The 16,947-nt window shown below is 34.9% G+C and carries 16 protein-coding genes, 1 pseudogene and 1 CRISPR repeat array; of the genes and pseudogenes, 10 read left to right on the top strand and 7 right to left on the bottom strand.

The window, feature by feature from the left end; genetic code table 11:
* Window positions 1-300 precede the first annotated feature (300 nt).
* The gene (locus A9G35_RS03220) at window positions 301-1,209 is read left to right on the top strand and encodes an SPFH domain-containing protein (RefSeq protein WP_034910684.1); all 909 of its coding nucleotides are present in this window, start codon (window positions 301-303) and stop codon (window positions 1,207-1,209) included.
* A gap of 107 nt (window positions 1,210-1,316) precedes the next feature.
* Window positions 1,317-1,781, top strand: a complete 465-nt coding sequence (locus A9G35_RS03215) for an NfeD family protein (protein WP_065560179.1) — start codon at window positions 1,317-1,319, stop codon at window positions 1,779-1,781.
* A gap of 116 nt (window positions 1,782-1,897) precedes the next feature.
* Here the strand turns inward: A9G35_RS03215 and A9G35_RS03210 are convergent, their stop codons facing one another.
* Both A9G35_RS03210 and A9G35_RS03205 read right to left on the bottom strand, forming a co-directional pair.
* A complete protein-coding gene (locus tag A9G35_RS03210; protein WP_065635655.1) occupies window positions 1,898-2,221 on the bottom strand; it encodes an AzlD domain-containing protein in 324 nt (107 codons plus the stop codon).
* Window positions 2,218-2,913, bottom strand: a complete 696-nt coding sequence (locus A9G35_RS03205; protein WP_218057187.1) for an AzlC family ABC transporter permease — start codon at window positions 2,911-2,913, stop codon at window positions 2,218-2,220. The genes A9G35_RS03210 and A9G35_RS03205 overlap by 4 nt, the downstream gene beginning before the upstream one ends.
* 227 nt (window positions 2,914-3,140) lie before the next feature.
* On the opposite strand from A9G35_RS03205, the gene gmk reads away from it, so the two are divergent.
* The gene (gmk, locus tag A9G35_RS03200; protein ID WP_065635653.1) at window positions 3,141-3,770 is read left to right on the top strand and encodes a guanylate kinase; all 630 of its coding nucleotides are present in this window, start codon (window positions 3,141-3,143) and stop codon (window positions 3,768-3,770) included.
* A 51-nt stretch (window positions 3,771-3,821) separates the two neighbouring features.
* Here gmk and gloA read toward each other — a convergent pair whose 3' ends face one another.
* Both gloA and A9G35_RS03190 read right to left on the bottom strand, forming a co-directional pair.
* Window positions 3,822-4,229 carry a lactoylglutathione lyase gene (gene gloA, locus A9G35_RS03195; RefSeq protein ID WP_065635652.1) on the bottom strand — a complete coding sequence of 136 codons (408 nt, stop codon included), beginning with the start codon at window positions 4,227-4,229 and terminating at the stop codon, window positions 3,822-3,824.
* Window positions 4,230-4,433: 204 nt separating this feature from the next.
* Window positions 4,434-4,931 carry a glycine zipper 2TM domain-containing protein gene (locus tag A9G35_RS03190; RefSeq protein WP_065635651.1) on the bottom strand — a complete coding sequence of 166 codons (498 nt, stop codon included), beginning with the start codon at window positions 4,929-4,931 and terminating at the stop codon, window positions 4,434-4,436.
* Window positions 4,932-5,097: 166 nt separating this feature from the next.
* Here A9G35_RS03190 and A9G35_RS03185 point away from each other — a divergent pair, with 166 nt between their 5' ends.
* From A9G35_RS03185 to pgm, 3 genes are all read left to right on the top strand, one after another.
* The gene (locus A9G35_RS03185) at window positions 5,098-5,283 is read left to right on the top strand and encodes a hypothetical protein (RefSeq protein WP_065635650.1); all 186 of its coding nucleotides are present in this window, start codon (window positions 5,098-5,100) and stop codon (window positions 5,281-5,283) included.
* A 22-nt stretch (window positions 5,284-5,305) separates the two neighbouring features.
* On the top strand, window positions 5,306-5,809 hold the full coding sequence (locus A9G35_RS03180) for a hypothetical protein (RefSeq protein WP_065635649.1): 504 nt from the start codon (window positions 5,306-5,308) through the stop codon (window positions 5,807-5,809).
* 93 nt (window positions 5,810-5,902) lie between these two features.
* Window positions 5,903-7,540 carry a phosphoglucomutase (alpha-D-glucose-1,6-bisphosphate-dependent) gene (gene pgm / locus A9G35_RS03175; RefSeq protein ID WP_065635648.1) on the top strand — a complete coding sequence of 546 codons (1,638 nt, stop codon included), beginning with the start codon at window positions 5,903-5,905 and terminating at the stop codon, window positions 7,538-7,540.
* A 324-nt stretch (window positions 7,541-7,864) separates the two neighbouring features.
* Here the strand turns inward: pgm and A9G35_RS13380 are convergent, their stop codons facing one another.
* Complete coding sequence (locus A9G35_RS13380) at window positions 7,865-8,503, bottom strand: hypothetical protein (RefSeq protein WP_176701375.1); 639 nt, start codon at window positions 8,501-8,503, stop codon at window positions 7,865-7,867.
* A 169-nt stretch (window positions 8,504-8,672) separates the two neighbouring features.
* Between A9G35_RS13380 and A9G35_RS13375 the strand changes: the two genes are divergently transcribed.
* From A9G35_RS13375 to A9G35_RS03155, 3 genes are all read left to right on the top strand, one after another.
* Window positions 8,673-9,017, top strand: a complete 345-nt coding sequence (locus A9G35_RS13375; protein WP_065635646.1) for a hypothetical protein — start codon at window positions 8,673-8,675, stop codon at window positions 9,015-9,017.
* A 710-nt stretch (window positions 9,018-9,727) separates the two neighbouring features.
* A CRISPR array of direct repeats spans window positions 9,728-10,055; the repeat unit is 28 nt; unit sequence TTTCTAAACCGCCTGTACGGCGTTAAAG.
* 396 nt (window positions 10,056-10,451) lie between these two features.
* A complete protein-coding gene (gene yccS, locus A9G35_RS03160; protein WP_065635645.1) occupies window positions 10,452-12,596 on the top strand; it encodes a YccS family putative transporter in 2,145 nt (714 codons plus the stop codon).
* 185 nt (window positions 12,597-12,781) lie between these two features.
* Complete coding sequence (locus tag A9G35_RS03155; RefSeq protein ID WP_065635644.1) at window positions 12,782-13,987, top strand: phospholipase D family protein; 1,206 nt, start codon at window positions 12,782-12,784, stop codon at window positions 13,985-13,987.
* A 719-nt stretch (window positions 13,988-14,706) separates the two neighbouring features.
* Here A9G35_RS03155 and A9G35_RS03150 read toward each other — a convergent pair.
* Entirely contained in the window at window positions 14,707-15,039 is a 333-nt protein-coding gene (locus tag A9G35_RS03150) for a DMT family transporter (protein ID WP_065635643.1), read from the bottom strand.
* A gap of 675 nt (window positions 15,040-15,714) precedes the next feature.
* On the opposite strand from A9G35_RS03150, the gene A9G35_RS03145 reads away from it, so the two are divergent.
* On the top strand, window positions 15,715-16,017 hold the full coding sequence (locus tag A9G35_RS03145; protein WP_141673750.1) for a hypothetical protein: 303 nt from the start codon (window positions 15,715-15,717) through the stop codon (window positions 16,015-16,017).
* On the opposite strand, the pseudogene A9G35_RS03140 reads toward A9G35_RS03145, so the two are convergent.
* Window positions 16,001-16,852 (bottom strand): annotated as a pseudogene (locus A9G35_RS03140) (IS3 family transposase); the annotation flags it as partial. The gene A9G35_RS03145 and the pseudogene A9G35_RS03140 overlap by 17 nt on opposite strands.
* Window positions 16,853-16,947: the final 95 nt, after the last annotated feature.

The raw sequence follows: 16,947 nt of genomic DNA, 5'->3' as shown, positions 1-16,947 counted from the left end.
AAACCCGCATAAAGCGGGTTGTGTAAAAAAGACAATACATCATTACATCACCCGCAAAAGGTAACGCACCACCAACCAAAGCTGGTGAATTGACGAGTAATAAGATGTAAATATTGTGCTTTCATAATTTTTATCGATTAAAAATAAATTTTGTACTATTAAACTAGTTTACTAGCACACTGTCAAGGGATTATTTATTTTTAAAAACAAACTTCGCATTTATAACTAGGCAAAAAATTTAATAATCTATAAAATGGTTGACTCATTTTTATTATAAAAAATTATAAGGATTTTTGAACTATGCCAGTATTTTATATCGTCATTGGTGTTATTGTTTTGCTTGCGTTAATTACTGTCTTAAAGGCAATTACAATTGTTCCCCAAGGTTATCAATATACTATCGAACGTTTTGGTAAATATACCCATACCCTTGAACCCGGTTTAAATATCATTATTCCGTTTATGGATGGTGTTGGTCGTAAAATTAATATGATGGAGCAAGTACTCGATATTCCATCACAAGAAGTCATTTCAAAAGATAATGCTAATGTGCAAATTGATGCTGTTTGCTTTATCCAAGTACAAGAAGCAGCAAGGGCTGCATATCAAGTCAATCAATTAGAGCGTGCTGTCATTAATTTAATGATGACTAATATTCGTACTGTTTTAGGTAGCATGGAATTGGATGAAATGTTATCACAACGTGATCATATTAACTCTAAGTTACTAAGTATTGTCGATGAGGCAACAAGTCCATGGGGAATCAAAATTACCCGTATCGAAATTCGAGATGTTCGCCCACCAGCAGAATTGATTGCTGCGATGAATGCGCAAATGAAAGCAGAACGTAATAAACGTGCCGAAATTCTTGAAGCAGAAGGTGTTCGTCAAGCAGCGATTTTACGCTCTGAAGGTGAAAAACAATCTGAAATTTTAAAAGCGGAAGGTGAAAGACAATCTGCCTTTTTACAAGCCGAAGCGCGTGAACGTGCTGCCGAGGCAGAAGCAAGAGCAACTCAAATGGTATCCGATGCTATTGCTGCAGGTAATATTAATGCTATTAACTACTTTGTTGCCCAAAAATATACTGAAGCATTACAACAAATTGGTTCATCGGATAATAGTAAAGTGATTATGATGCCACTTGATGCGTCAAGTTTAATGGGTAGTATTGGCGGTATTGCTGAGTTGATTAAAAACACGAAATAAAAAATCAATTTTTATACTTAAACATAGTGTTTCCTGAAACTTTTTAACAAAATCTATAAACGCTATGTTTAAGATTTTTACTGAATGTATTATAAAGGTAATCAATAATGACTGATTTTTTTATGGTTTTCTATAGTTCACCCCATTGGGTATTTATTGCTTTAGGCGGTATTTTGCTGATTATAGAATTACTTGGTACTGGCGGATACGGGCTTTGGAGTGGGATAGCTGCCATTATTGTTGGTTTAATTGCTTGGATTTTACCTCTTTCTTGGCCAATTTTATGGATTTTATTTGCAATTCTAACGCTTGTATCTGCTTATCTTTGGTGGCTTTGGCTCAAAAAGCAAGGTAAAGATAAATCAAGTAAAGGCGAAATCAATCAGCCACAACAAGATTTAATTGGTATTAAAACAGTTGTCACAGATGCTATTGTTAATGGCTCAGGTCGAGTAAAAATCAAAGATGGAACATGGTCGGCAAGATGCGTTGAAGATCTTAATGTTGGGCAGCGTGTTGAAATTATTGCTGTGGATGGTCTAATTTTAGATGTGCTACCTATAAATCAATAGTTTTTTTGCTAGTTATAAAAATAAATAGGGCGCATTAACAATGCGTCTTAAGATTGATGACAAAGAACTCGCTCAGGAATATTTTTTATTAAAAATCAATTATTAATAAATTCGAATTATATAATAAAATAACGAATCAAGGCCATAAAACACATCCCTGCAACTACAATACACATTAAGCTTTTAGTGACCACTGCGACAATAACAGTTGGAATAGATGCCAAGCAATATTCTACATGAAAATCAGGAAACTGCCCCTCTTTTACCACAAATAAATTTTGCACAAATAGCGCTGTTAAAATACACAAAGGCACATACGACAAAAAACGAATTACCACATTTGGTAATTGCAACTTTCGAACCAGCATAAAAGGAATTACTCTTGGCAACCAAGTGACTAAACCACAACCTAAAATAATTAATAAACTATAAATTGTCACGCATCACGCTCCATTGCCATTCCCATAAAACAACCACCAAAAGTGCTAATTAAAATTGCCATTTCAGGTGACACAAAGCGCATTAATAAAATCAGCATAAGAGCAACGGTTAACATCACTAATAGTCGATTTTTAAGGCTTTTACTTTTATCACCAATTAATTGCAAATAAAGTAAACCAATAAACATGGCAACCAAGGCGTAATCAAAACCAAATAAGTTAGGATCGGGCAGCCATTCACCAATGACTGCACCTAAAAAACAAGATACAATCCAAGCCAAATAAGCCGTTACATTAAGCCCATGCATCCAAGCGACATTAACGGGCACTTTATTGGTTATAGCACTCATGACAACGGCAAAACTTTCATCAGTTAATAAGCTACCAATAGCCATATTATTAAAAAATGAAAATTTACGAAAAGCAGGTGCCGTTGCCATACTCATTAAAAAATGACGAGAGTTAACTAAAAAAATCGTAAAAATAATGGCTGAAACAGGCGTAGCCACCATCATCAAACCTGCAATAATAAACTGTGCGGTACCCGCATAAACAATAACAGCCAATAATGTAATTTCAAGTACGGATAAATTTGCTGACTTCCCTACAACACCTGCAGCAATGCCAATACCAATGTAACCTAATAAAGTTGGAATACAAGCATAAACCCCATCTTTAAAAGCCAAAGACATAATCATTCCTTAACGATAATAATATGTGACTTTATAAATTAATATTTTAGATATTGCAAACCGATAATACAGCTCTTGAATAACCTAAATATTAAGTATTAAATTCCCAATTAACCCACAATAAACCGCAATCTTTTGTCAAATTTTGCTATAATATCGCCTAACTTACATTAATGATAACAAAATAACAAAATAACTCAATAGCAACTAACGTGGCAAACATATCTATGTATACAGGAACTTTATTTATTATCTCAGCACCAAGTGGTGCAGGAAAATCAAGCCTTATTCGAGCTTATTTAAACCAAAATCCACAACAAGCAAAAGTATCAATTTCACATACAACTCGCCAGCCACGACCAGGTGAATCACATGGCGAACATTATTATTTTGTGGATCACAAACACTTTGAATCCTTAATTGATAAAAACTCATTTGTAGAATATGCCAACGTATTTGACCACTATTACGGCACATCTAAAGCTGAAATAGAACAAAGCCTATTACAAGGAATTAATGTTTTTTTAGATATTGATTGGCAGGGTGCAAGGCAAGTACGCCAAAAAATGCCTCAAGCAAAAAGCATTTTTATATTACCACCATCACTAAAAGAATTAGAAAACCGCCTAATAAAACGCGGGCAAGACAACAGCAGCGTCATAGCTAAAAGAATGCAAAAAGCACAAGCCGAAATTTCGCATTATGATGAATATGACTATGTCATTATCAATGATGATTTTGATACTTCATTAAATGCCTTAAGTGCAATTATTACTGCTGCTAGCTTAGAGCAGGCAAAACAGACCATCATTCATTCACAATTATTAAAAGATTTATTACATAATGATTTTAATTAAAACATCTATAATATCGCCGAAATTTTAATCGGCGATATTATAAAAAAGCCTTTAATTTCCTAAAGCTTGATCAGCCTGATCGTTTTGAATTAACTCTAATTTATAGCCATCAGGATCTTCAACAAAAGCAATGATCGTTGAACCACCTTTTACTGGCCCTGCTTCGCGTGTTACTTTGCCTCCTGCTTGCTTAACCGCATCACACATTTTCGCTACATTATCAACACCAATCGCAATATGGCCAAACGCTGTTCCATGATCATATTTATCGGTATCCCAATTATAAGTTAACTCAATCACTGAGCTTGTTGTCTCATCGCTATAACCAACAAAGGCTAATGAATATTTATATTGTGTGTTTTCACTGGTTCTTAGCACTCGCATGCCCATTACACGGGTATAAAAATCGATCGAACGTTGCAAATCACCAACTCGAATCATAGTATGCAAAATACGCATCGGCTTACTGTTCCTTTAATAGAATAAATAAAATTTTTGTTGAGTTTATACATTAGTGCTTAAGCAGGCAAATTTTTGTTATTGATTGGATATTTTATGATGATTAATAAAAAGCTAATACCATATACCTAAATAACTATTTTGCTCACTATCAAAGTGAGCAAAATTAAGTGTTATCTTTTGATTTATTATTTTGATTGGCGGTTATCTTGATTGATTGCTATAACGTGGAGAAGCACTAATTTGCTTACCATTAGTAACTAAACGAACTGCCTGACCTGCAAAAAAATCTTTAGCTGAACCTTTTTGTACAAGCACAATATTTGATCCATTTTCTTGTTTGATTTCTAGCTCAACAGCACTTGCTTGGCTAGTTTTATCTTGAATTACATCACCCAAAATTGCACCGCCAATAGCACCGGTTGCTGTCGCTAATACTCGACCAGAACCATTACCAACAGTATTACCTAAAACACCACCTAAAACAGCACCACCTAAGCTACCTACGATATTTTCGTTTTTACCATTTGTGTTATTAGCTTGAATTTTAACAGGTCGTACTGAAACAACTGTACCATAACTCACTTGCTGAACTTGTTTGGCTTGATCAGCTGTATAAACATCGCCAGAATAGATATCACTATTGCTACATCCAGATAAAATTGCAGCTAAAATAGTTAGTGTGACGATTTTTTTCATAATTAATTCCTCATATAATATCGGTATCTTATTATTATACCTTGTTTAGAATAATCTTATTAAGAAAAAACGACAATAGCATTTTCATTATTTTATCAATAGCCAATACAATTTATGCTTAAGTTAGGTTATACTCAGCGCAATAGTTTATTGAGCGTACAATGAATATATGAAACGGTTATTTTTTCAATTAATATTATCGGTTATGATAACGGCTTGTCACGATGCAAATCAAGCACCTCAAAAAATCGAGAGCATTGAATTTAAACAACCATCAAATGATTGTTTAAATAATGAATCAACAAATGATTCGCATCTTAACAAAATTCCTGCTTCAGGATGTCCCGTAAAATAATTTAATAGGCACAAGTAACACAATGAAAACGATAGAAATCGACGAAGAATTATACCAATTTATTGCTGGTCAAACCAAACACATTGGCGAAGATGCATCAAGTATATTACGACGTTTATTAAACATAAACCAATCAACCTTGGCAAAACAAAACACCATCGTCAAAAAAGAAAATCACTATCCTATTTTTAATGATTTATTAACTAGCGACACCTTTATAAGCGAAAAATCCATTATCAGCCGTTTTATATTATTGCTTAGTGCATTATATAACTATAACCCAGCACTTTTTGCCATTGCTGCAACATCATTGCATGGTAGTAAAAGGCAATACCTAGCCAAAGATAAACTCGCTCTTGAAGCATCAGGTAAAAACACCAAACCCCGCGAAATCATTGGCACACCTTATTGGGTAATTAGCAATACCAACACTGCTAGAAAGCAGTATATTATAGAATCAATAATGAGTGACATGGGCATATCTGAAACCATGATAAACCAAGTTACTAACGCTTTCTTGCCTTAACAGGATAAACAAATAAAGCTAAAACATGACAACACGAACCTGATCACATTTTAGCTATTATAAAATGACTATTTTATGAAAGAGGATAAAAAAATGGCCAAGCAAAACCGCGCAGGAATGTTAGCTCAACCATCAGATCTCATTAACGTTGAAACATTACGCAATAGCTACTACCAAATTCAACCTGATACGGATAACGCTAGCCAACTAGTCATATTTGGCACATCGGGCCATCGAGGCAGTTCAAACAAAGGCACATTCAACGAAGCACACATATTAGCAGTTGCACAAGCTATTGCTGAATATCGCAAAACCAACAATATCACAGGGCCATGCTTTATTGGTCAAGACACTCATGCCCTATCAGAACTTGCATTAAAATCAGTACTTGAAGTTTTTGTTGCCAACGAGCAAACCGTTGTTATCGCAAAAGATTGGGGCTATACACCAACGCCTGTAATATCGCATGCTATTTTAACCTACAACCAAGGTAAACAAGCCCAACTAGCCGACGGTATTGTCATTACTCCATCGCATAATCCACCAGAAGATGGCGGAATAAAATATAATCCAACTAATGGCGGTCCTGCGGATACCGACATCACCAAACAAATTGAAAACCGTGCCAATGAATTACTAAAAAATAAACTCAATGGTGTAAAACGTGTCACCTTAGACAAGGCTATAAATTCAAATTACGTTCATACCAAAGAGTACGAAACCGACTACATCAACGACCTTGAAAACATCTTAGATCTAGCGCTGATCAAATCATCATCGCTAAAAATTGGTGTTGACCCACTTGGTGGTGCAGGTATTACTTATTGGCCTAGAATTGCCGAAAAATATGGCATTAATCTTAACATTGTTAACAACAAAGTCGACCCAACATTCAGCTTTATGCACCTCGATCATGATGAAATCATTCGAATGGACTGCTCAAGCCGTTGGGCAATGGCGGGATTGTTAACATTAAAAGATCAATTTGATTTAGCTTTTGGTAACGATACCGACTTTGACCGCCACGGCATTGTAACGCCAAAGGGGCTAATGAACCCAAATGCTTACCTATCAACTTGTGTCAATTACCTATTCCAATACCGCCCACAATGGCACAAAGATATCGCTATTGGAAAAACACTAGTTACAAGCTCGATGATCGACCGCGTAGCAAATAGCCTAAACAAACAATACCTAGAATACCCTGTTGGTTTTAAATGGTATGCTGATGGGCTATACAACGGTAAACTCGGCTTTGCCGGCGAAGAAAGCGCAGGCGCATCGTTTTTAAGAACCAACGGCAAAGTTTGGACAACCGACAAAGACGGCATAATCCTATGCCTACTTGCTGCCGAAATGACTGCAAAAGTGGGCAAAAACCCACAAGAGCAATATCAAGAACTTGAAGCAAAATTTGGCGTTTCTTATTATGGACGAATTCAAGCACCGGCCTCGTTTAATGAAAAACAAAAACTAGCCAAACTTGATGCTAGCCAACTAACCACCGACAACTTAGCAGGTGAAAAAATCACCCAATGCCTAACCACTGCACCAGCTAACAACGCTGCAATTGGTGGGCTTAAAGTGATAACCCAAAACGGCTGGTTTGCCGCTCGCCCATCAGGAACAGAAGATGCTTACAAAATCTATGCAGAAAGCTTTATAAGCAACGAACATTTAAATACTCTACAGCAAGAAGCCCAACAAATTGTGGCTAAAGCAATTAAATGATAGTAAAAGGTACAAGAAACAGCAGCTATTTGGCTGCTGTTTTTTTATGTGGGGTTTTTAATAAAAACACAAAAAATCAATAATTTTCACCTGTTTTATCTAAATAATGCCTTTTTGGGTTGATGGATAGAATAAGTTAGGTTCGATGGTTTCGGCATCGCCAGCGGCGGAGGGTCACGCGATTGTGGTTTAGCCACAACTGCGCCACCCTAAGGGAAAATGCCCCAACTTGCGCCGAGGCTTTATTCTTGTCTATATTATCCTTTCAGGCACCCACCATAACCACCTTCCGCGCCCTAAGGATTAAGAACTAAACGCTAAAAACTAAGGTCTGGTGATGCTGCAAAGACCCTCGTTACTGCCGAAGTTATCACCGTGCCACTGATTGACGCCGCCGGTTGCCGAGTCGACAGAGGCCATCCAAATTTCACCTGATCGGCTGCCACTAATCCAGTAGCTGCTGCCGTCGAAGCCCGCACCAGCGTAGGAACTCACGTTGCCCCACTCCGTGAAAAATCCAGCGCCTATTTGACGTTGTAATGCCCCATGTTCTGACAATGGGGCGGCACCATTATTAATTATGACACGCTCTCTACCCAATTTCACTCTTATACATCTGAAATAATTATCTCCTCTTACACCACACCTCGCATTGGTTAAATCTTTTATTCCCGGCATACTCCCCCCCAAATGAGAACACCATCCAGACTGTTCATTATAATGTCTTCTTACGGCCCCACTACTGACGAACCACTTCTTCAACACAAATCCATATTTTACTAACTCATAACCATTTTTATCTCTACCCACTAACTCAAACCTCTGCGGTAACCTTGGTGCAGTAATTCGATTAGGATTGAACCTTTGATTTCTTACTTCTGGACCTGTTAGCTTAACACGTGCTACAACTTGTCCCCTATCTTCATAAGGAATCCAGTGATCATTGGGTACAACATTTGTCACTGTTGCAGTAATTCCCTCATGCGTGACCGCTCTCCATGTCAATTCTCTTACATCTATTCCTGTAATGAGTAAATCAAAATATAAATTATCCGCACCTGTAGTCGGGAAATTGAGGTTGTATGATTCAGGATTGGTTGATCGAACTAAGAAGCCCTTCTTAGGATTCCATATGTCAGCTGGGCCTGCGTATTTGCCGTTACCAACATATAGATTCGGCCTTGCATATTCAATAACTGGCGGCGGCGGCGGCGGCGGTGGTGGTGGTGGCGGCGGTGGTGGTGGTGGCGGCGGTGGTGGTGGCGGCGGTGGATCTGGAAGTGGTGTTGAAGATAAAATTATTGCATCACTACGATTACCCGCTCGAACCTTTTTATCATTCGCCTGTACATTCCATGAAGATGACAATAATAACAGCCCCAATACCAATAAGCTTTTTCGGGATAATTTCGATAATATAAATGAGTTTCGTGTAAAAACTCGGCGAATAAGGTTATTTGATAAATTTAAGACATAGGTTTGCCAGTGCTGGTGTCTGAAATGATAATGCATTATGGTTCACCTGTCAAGTAAAATCATGTTTAATTTCGATTTTTTATAATTGCTCGCTTATTTAATAAGCTTTTTTCTATAGCGATTAAAGTATAACCATTTAAAAAAGAGTTAGCTAGTTTTTTTGGGGAATTTTTGGTAAAAATTATTTAGGTGTGACTTCGATTAAGTTTTATGAAAACCTTTAAATGATTGAAATATTTGGTTTTTTAGAAAAAACAATAAAATAAAAAATTAAATAAAATCAATGTTTTCCCTAACAATTTTTTGCCTGATATTGAGTTCTTGTTTTGGTGGATGGAGTTGATTGGGGCAGTATTTTCGGACATCTTATTCATTTGGTGTAAAAAATTGCTACTGTGATAGCGTCTGAATAAGGGGATTTTGTGCAAAATCCCCCAATATTATTTGTATCATCCATAATACTTACCTTTTCAAGACCATCTTCGCTTTACTCAGATGTTCAAATGTGTTCCTAACAAAGCATAGCCTCGCTAAACTTTTCTGTTTGGCATGCTGACCTCACTCTGTTGTCGGTGCATTCTGACACAGGAATAAGACAAATAAAATAATCTCTTATTATTATGTTTTTATAATTATCGAGTTAATTTTATATGAATTAACGACCTGTACGGCGTTAAAGGAAAATGTGTGTAGAAAAGTCTTTTTTGAAATTTTCTAAACCGCCTGTACGGCGTTAAAGTGGGAGAAGATATTATTGTAAAATTTAAGTCTTTTCTAAACCGCCTGTACGGCGTTAAAGGCAATGAGCGCCCCCCGACGGAAGTACCTACGTTTCTAAACCGCCTGTACGGCGTTAAAGAGACACACGTGGGCGAGCTGGCACGTTCAAGCTTTCTAAACCGCCTGTACGGCGTTAAAGTGACACAGATAATAATCATATTCATGTTACAGTTTCTAAACCGCCTGTACGGCGTTAAAGAGGTTATTGGCCGTGTGAACAGAACAGCAAATTTTCTAAACCGCCTGTACGGCGTTAAAGTAGAAATTAAGATTCTATAAATCTTGCTGTATAAAGATAAACAACAATTTCAGTTTTGAAAACCCTTTTTTTGAGATTTTTTCAACCTGTTGATTTTATTTTATTTTAAATTAACGGTGAAAAAAGGGTTCTAAGGGTTTTGAAGTCAAAACAAACCCGTTAAAATAAAATCAATATCTTTACTAACCTATTTTTGAGTAGCGCTTAGGTTGTTTTTTAATGAAAAAAGTGCTTAAAATAAAAAACACAGGCCCCCCAAAGTAATTTTTTAATTAATTGATTTTATTTGTTTTTTAAAATTCTTTTATACTCAAAAAATAAACAATGCTTTCCCAAAGCTCTACAATATAGTATCCTACTGGCTATCATTTCAACTCAATCAAAACCCAATACACCGTGCAAACATTCATTTTGACTTTACGTAAAGTCTTTTACAGCAGTAATCTTCTTTTTAGTCTACGAATGTTAATTAGTTTAACTGGTTCGACTTTGGTTCCGTGGTATTTTGGGCAAACTTCACTCGTTATTCCCCTTACGCTTGGTGTGGTGGCAGCGGGTTTGACTGAGATCGATACGCGTTTATTAAGTCACTGTATTAATTTAATTCTTACGTTGATCTGTTTTGCTATTGCGACCTTTTCGGTCGAGTTGCTATTTAATTATCCTGTGTTGTTTATTATTGGTTTAGTATCTTCGACTTTTATTTTTATTATGCTTGGTTCGCTTGGGCAACGTTACGGTGTGATTGCGTTTGGATCACTTTTAATTGCTGCCTATACTATGCTTGGGCATAATTTGTTTATCGATAATTACACCTTACCTTGTTTTTTGTTGTTAGGTGCGCTTTGGTATAATGTTGTTTCGTTAATTGAATCGATCATCCAACCCATTCGCACAACCCAACAATCGCTTTCACAGTGTTTTATTGATTTAGCACAATATCTTGACGCTAAGGCAGCGATGTTTGATCCCGATGAGTCTGACGGGTTTAAAAAACAAACTTTGCAATTAAACAATAGTAATAATCAACTCATTAGTGCTTTTAACAATACAAAACGTTCACTATTTAATCGTTTAAAAAGCTATCGTGGACAAGCTTATATTAGAAAGTTACTAAGCTATTATTTTGTCGCGCAAGATATTCATGAGCGAGCAAGTTCAGCGCATGGACATTATCAAGCGCTTAGTGTGCATTTTAAACATAGTGATATTTTATTTAGATTTGCTCGTATTTTAAATTTGCAAGCGAAAGCTTGTGCGCAATTGGCAATGACAATTAAGTTAAATCAAACTTATCAGCATGATCCGCTATTTTCGCGCTATTTTTCGTATCTTGAAGAAGCAATTAATCAGTATCACACTAGCGACAATGCCAATATGCTAATGGTTAAGGCTCTAAAAAGTTTGTATCAAAATTTGTTGTCAATCGATCTGTTACTTGCCAATATTGATACCGAGCAACATTTGCCAAAAGCAGAAGAAGATAATCAGTTGATTGATGAAGAGTTAACTCGTTTCCATGATATTTTTATTAAAATTAGAAGTAACTTGACCGTTAAGTCAGCACTATTTCGCCATGCAATTCGTATGTGTGCTGTATTTTTTGTCGGGTATATGGTGATTTATGTTTCTAATTTGTCTCATGGATATTGGATTATTTTAACTAGCTTATTTGTATGCCAACCAAACTATTCCACCACAAAACACCGATTAAAATTACGCGTAATTGGGACAATTTTAGGGATTATTGTGGGAATTCCGTTAACATTTTTATTTCCAAGTATACCTGAGCAGTTGGTATTAATTATTATTACTGGTTGGCTATTTTTTCTATTTAAGAATTCGCAATACGCTTATGCAACTGCGTTTATTACGTTGCTGGTATTTTTTAGTTTTAGTTTGATTGGTGAAAGCAGTATTGCCGTAGCGGCTTCACGCATTATTGCAACGTTAATTGGTTGTTTTATTGCTGGGTTTGCTGTGAGCTTTATTTGGCCTGATTGGCAGTTTAGAAATCTACCTAAATTAGTGGATCGTGTTTGCCATGATGATAGTCATTATTTGGCATTAATTGGTCGTCAATATCTGACTGGTAAAACTAATGATGTAATGTACCGTTTGGCAAGACGTGCTGCACATGATAGTAATGCCGATTTATCGTCATTAATTAGTTTGATGACCAAAGAGCCTCATATGAACCCTGTTGTTATTGATAAAGGATTTCGTTTGTTAACGCTTAATCATACATTGATTAGTTATCTTTCAACTTTAGGTGCGCATCGCGATAAGTGTATTTCAAAACAAACACTTGAGTTGTTTGATGATTTGTCAGTTTATATTATTAATCTTCTATGCGATAAGAAAATAGACAGCGAATATCACCCCGTTAAAAAGTCAGTTATTGATTATATTGAAACCATTTCAACCAATTCAGTAGATGACGATAAAGCCAATAATGATCTGTTAGTTATGCAACAATTAGCTTTGATTTTGGATATTTTGCCGGAAATTATTAAGATTGTAGCTCAGCTAGAACAATAAGTGTTTTAACAAACTGTCTGAAGTGAACTGTAAAACAATAAATTGATGTGTACTTTAATCAAAAGAAGATATAACAGGCAAATATCAGATAATTCAAAAGGCAGAAAATAAAACTCTACATGATTTATTAGCTACTTAGATACATTAAACCTCATAGTTCATTTTGCTAAATTGGAGAAAAGTGAATGAAAATTATTACCAAACCAGCTTATATTGATAATAAATTAGTTGAATTAATGGAAAAATATACCAACTATTATATAGCCACAGCTTGGGCATCAATGAATTCAAGCGCTGCATCTAAATTATTAGACAATGAAAAATACATAAATAAAATGGTAGTTGGAACCCATTTTTATCAAACTCACCCAAATTTCATTAAAAACTTTGCGAGCCATAGTAATGTAAAATTCATATTAAAAACTGATAAAATTTTTCACCCTAAAGTGTATTTATTTTCAGATGAAAATGGCAATTGGGAATGTCTAATTGGTAGTGCTAATTTTACACAGGCAGCATTAACAAAAAATGATGAAATAATGATTCATATCACAAGTAATGATCAAGGCTCTGAAAAGATATTTACTGACATATTGAAAACCATTGATAGTTATTGGGAATATGCAGAAGAAATGACTGAAAAAATAACTGAATATACGAATTTATGGAAGAAAAATAAAAATAAACTAGATAGTCTAAGAAATGTTTATGGTGGATATACAAGCAAAAAAAGTATGATAAAGTCAAATATTCTTTCACTACAATGGGATGAATATTATGAAAAAATACGTAGTACAATAGATAAACAAGATGATTCATTTTCTGAACGCATTAAGGTTCTGCAAAAGATTAATAATTACTTCACAGAAAAACAAATCTTCTCTAGTTTTACTAAATTACAACGAAAGCAAGTGGCTGGCTTAATAGATGATGGTTCAGAAATTAAGTGGAAATGGTTTGGTAGCATGGTTGGTGCAGGAGTATTTCATAGCAAAATAAATAATAATGATCCTAACATATCAAATGCCCTTAATTGTATACCATTGACAGGTCCTGTAAATGAAGCTCACTACAATCAATTTATTAAAACATTCAAGCAGGCATTTCCTACTGGTAAATGTGGGATTGGCATTGCAAGTAGGTTATTAGCAATGAAACGCCCTGATTACTTTGTGTGTTTAGATGGGAAAAATCGCTCAGCATTATGCAAAGATTTTGGTATACCTCAAAAGATCGACTTTGAAACATATTGGGAACAAATTATAGCACGAATTATTGATTCAGTATGGTGGTCATCTAGCTGTCCTGAGGATTCAAGAAAAGAAGAAAAACAAGCTTGGAATGGTCGCGTTGCCATGATTGATGCTATCTTCTATCAACACAAGGAGTAACTTATTTTTTACTGAAATTAAAAAGGAAAGAGTGTAATAAATATACATAAACAACAAAATTAACGCTTTATCACTGACAAGGGATATGGCGTCTATATCATAAAGAAATAAGACCCCATTCTAGATTTTGTGTATTTGTAAGTTAAAAGTGATAGTTGATTTCTATTTAATATTGCAACAGGCAAACCTTATCCTGCATTCACTGTTGCCATTGTTGTTACCTTCTTTTATTTTTAATTTATCATAACAATGACCTTATAAAACTGGTACTAATTAGTGTAGCCGATCCAACATTTAACCTCATTAGCGACGGCTATTTTTCTTGTAATATCAACCCTTATCGCCTGTTTGTAATTAGGCATTAGTTTTGTTTTTTATGGATATTTATTACATTATTTCTCAAATTACTATAAGCAACGTGAAAAATTTCTACAGTTTAGTTTTAGTTAAACTGCTTAATAATCAGCGTATCAATCAAAAATTTACCAAACCAATCTATGCCCAAATCAATGGAAAACCGAAAGCCTGATACGAACTTTAATGGCAATGCCTCATAATCAACAAATATTTAGTGATACAAAGACTGTCAACAAAAGCTACAACGCTTTATGAGTTTTTAAAAGTCTATTTCAATCATGAAGTGTAAATAACTTTATGTTTTTATACAATTAAATTTTAAATCTGTGTCTATAAGCTAACTATGAAGGTAACTTTATTAATCAATGCCCTGACACCTTCGAAAATAAATTAATAATCACAACACCAAACATGATAAACCCCATCCCAACTAAAGCTGCAAGATCCAAAGTTTGTTTTAAAAAGATCCATGCAATTAAGCTTATTAAAACTATTCCAATTCCAGACCAGATAGCATAAGCAATACCTACAGGAATGGTTTTTAATGCTAATGAAAGTAAATAGAACGAAGCACTATAGCCCACAATGGTAATGATGGAATAGATAAGATTGGTAAATCCATCGGATAGTTTCAATGAAGAAGTTGCAATAACTTCACAAATAATTGCAAAAAAAAGTAATAAATATGAGTTCATCTTAATGCCTATAATCGTCAAATAAAAAGCCAACTACCCAAAATTTGGGTTAAAATTTTAAAACAATCAATCTCTAATTAACTGTTGAACGTTAATAGATAAAAACAATATTTTGTTGCCTTATTTTGATATCATTAATTATTATCGAAAGGTAAAGATAGATAGCTATTAACGCTAGAAAAGGACGATATTTATGATAACTTAGGCTTCTACTTTAAAAATAACTTATTAATTATTAATAAATAAATATAGCCCACATACCAAAATAGCTCCGCTAAATCTATATAACAACCATCATTATACCTAAAATGAGGCACTTAGTAGTAACTTTTACATACTATTTTTGATGTGAAAGATGAATTCATTTTATATAATTTTCTACTTATTGATGTACCGATTCTTCTAACTAGACAGAAATATCTTCTAGTTCTATTTTTTTGATAAAATTAGAAATAATGCTTTTACACTTATAATAAGTTAATATGTAGAAATTCTTCGCGTTGTTTACAGTAATTTGAGAAACTACTGTAATGAATATACAAAAAACAAAACTAACGCCTTATCACAGACAAGCGATAGAGCGCTGATATCAAAAAGAAAAATAACTGTCACCAATTTGGCTAAACGCTTTATGGTCAGTTGTCCTACCATTTATAACGTACTAAAAAAGCCCGATTGAAGCTGTTTTTGCCTTTAACCAGTCAAAATGAACGTTATAAAACCATCAGTTATGGAATTAAACGTTTGGTTAAAGTCGAAAAATCGATTGAAGATAAATTAAGACGGCAAGCTAAACGCGATAATAAAACCTCTCTGAGCGAAATACGACAGACTGATACCTACGGTTTACCTTTACTTAAAAATGAAACGATGCAGCAAACTAGAGAATATTCGCTTGATGTTATCAATTTGATTTTTATTGTTTTTATATATAAACGTAGTATGGAATGGCAACACATTTTCAAACAAAAAAATTAAGGGGTAAGTGTTTTTTAAATTCAACGGGAGGCAAGTAGCCTAACGAAGAATGTAATCGTTTATGATTATACCAATAAGCATAAGCCGAAAAAGCGCGTTGTAACTCAGCCGTTGAGTTGAAACGTTGGCCTTTTACAAATTCCGTTTTAATTGTTTTAAATGTCGCTTCCGCTACCGCATTATCATAAGGACACCCTTTCTTGCTTAATGAATGCGTGATATTAAATGTCTTAAAACAATCCGCTAATAACCGATTATCAAACTCTTTACCGCGGTCTGAATGAAATAAATCTAATTTCGATAATGGCAGTTTAATTTGGCTTAATGCCGACATAACAAGCTCTGCTGTTTTATGTTGACCAACATGGTAACCGACAATCTGCCTATCGGATAAGTTCACTAAAACACATAAATAGTTCCAATGTTGCTTAACTTGAATATACGTTAAATCCGCAACAACAATTTGTTTTTTATCACCTACATCAAATTGTCGTTGCAGGTGATTTTCTGTGGCGGTTTCATTCACTTCCGTATTGTGAGATTGATAACGTTTAACGGTGTATTTTGATACCAGCAATAAGGCTTTCATCACCCGAGCAATGTAACGGCGTGACACCCAAATATTCTCTTTTTGTAAATCAAAACGAATTCGTCTTGTACCATAAGACTGATAGCTCTGATTAAATAGCGTCACGATTTTATCGGCATAAAGCCCTACTGATTTTTGTCTATTCAATTTACACTGATAATAAGCATAATATCTTGATAATCCTAAATATTGACATAGCTTTGTTATGCTATAACGATGTCGATTTGCTTTTAGGATAGCGATTTTCGTCCTATTATCAGTGCTGCTTGCTTTAAAATATCGTTTTCCATGCGGAGTTGTTTAAGCTCTTTACGCAACGCGATTAGCTCTTGTTCTTGTGG

The sequence above is a fragment of the Gilliamella sp. Choc5-1 genome (genome assembly GCF_001690595.1).
In the GTDB taxonomy this organism is placed as follows: Bacteria; Pseudomonadota; Gammaproteobacteria; order Enterobacterales; family Orbaceae; genus Gilliamella; species Gilliamella apicola_M.
This window is presented reverse-complemented; position numbering and strand designations above follow the sequence as displayed.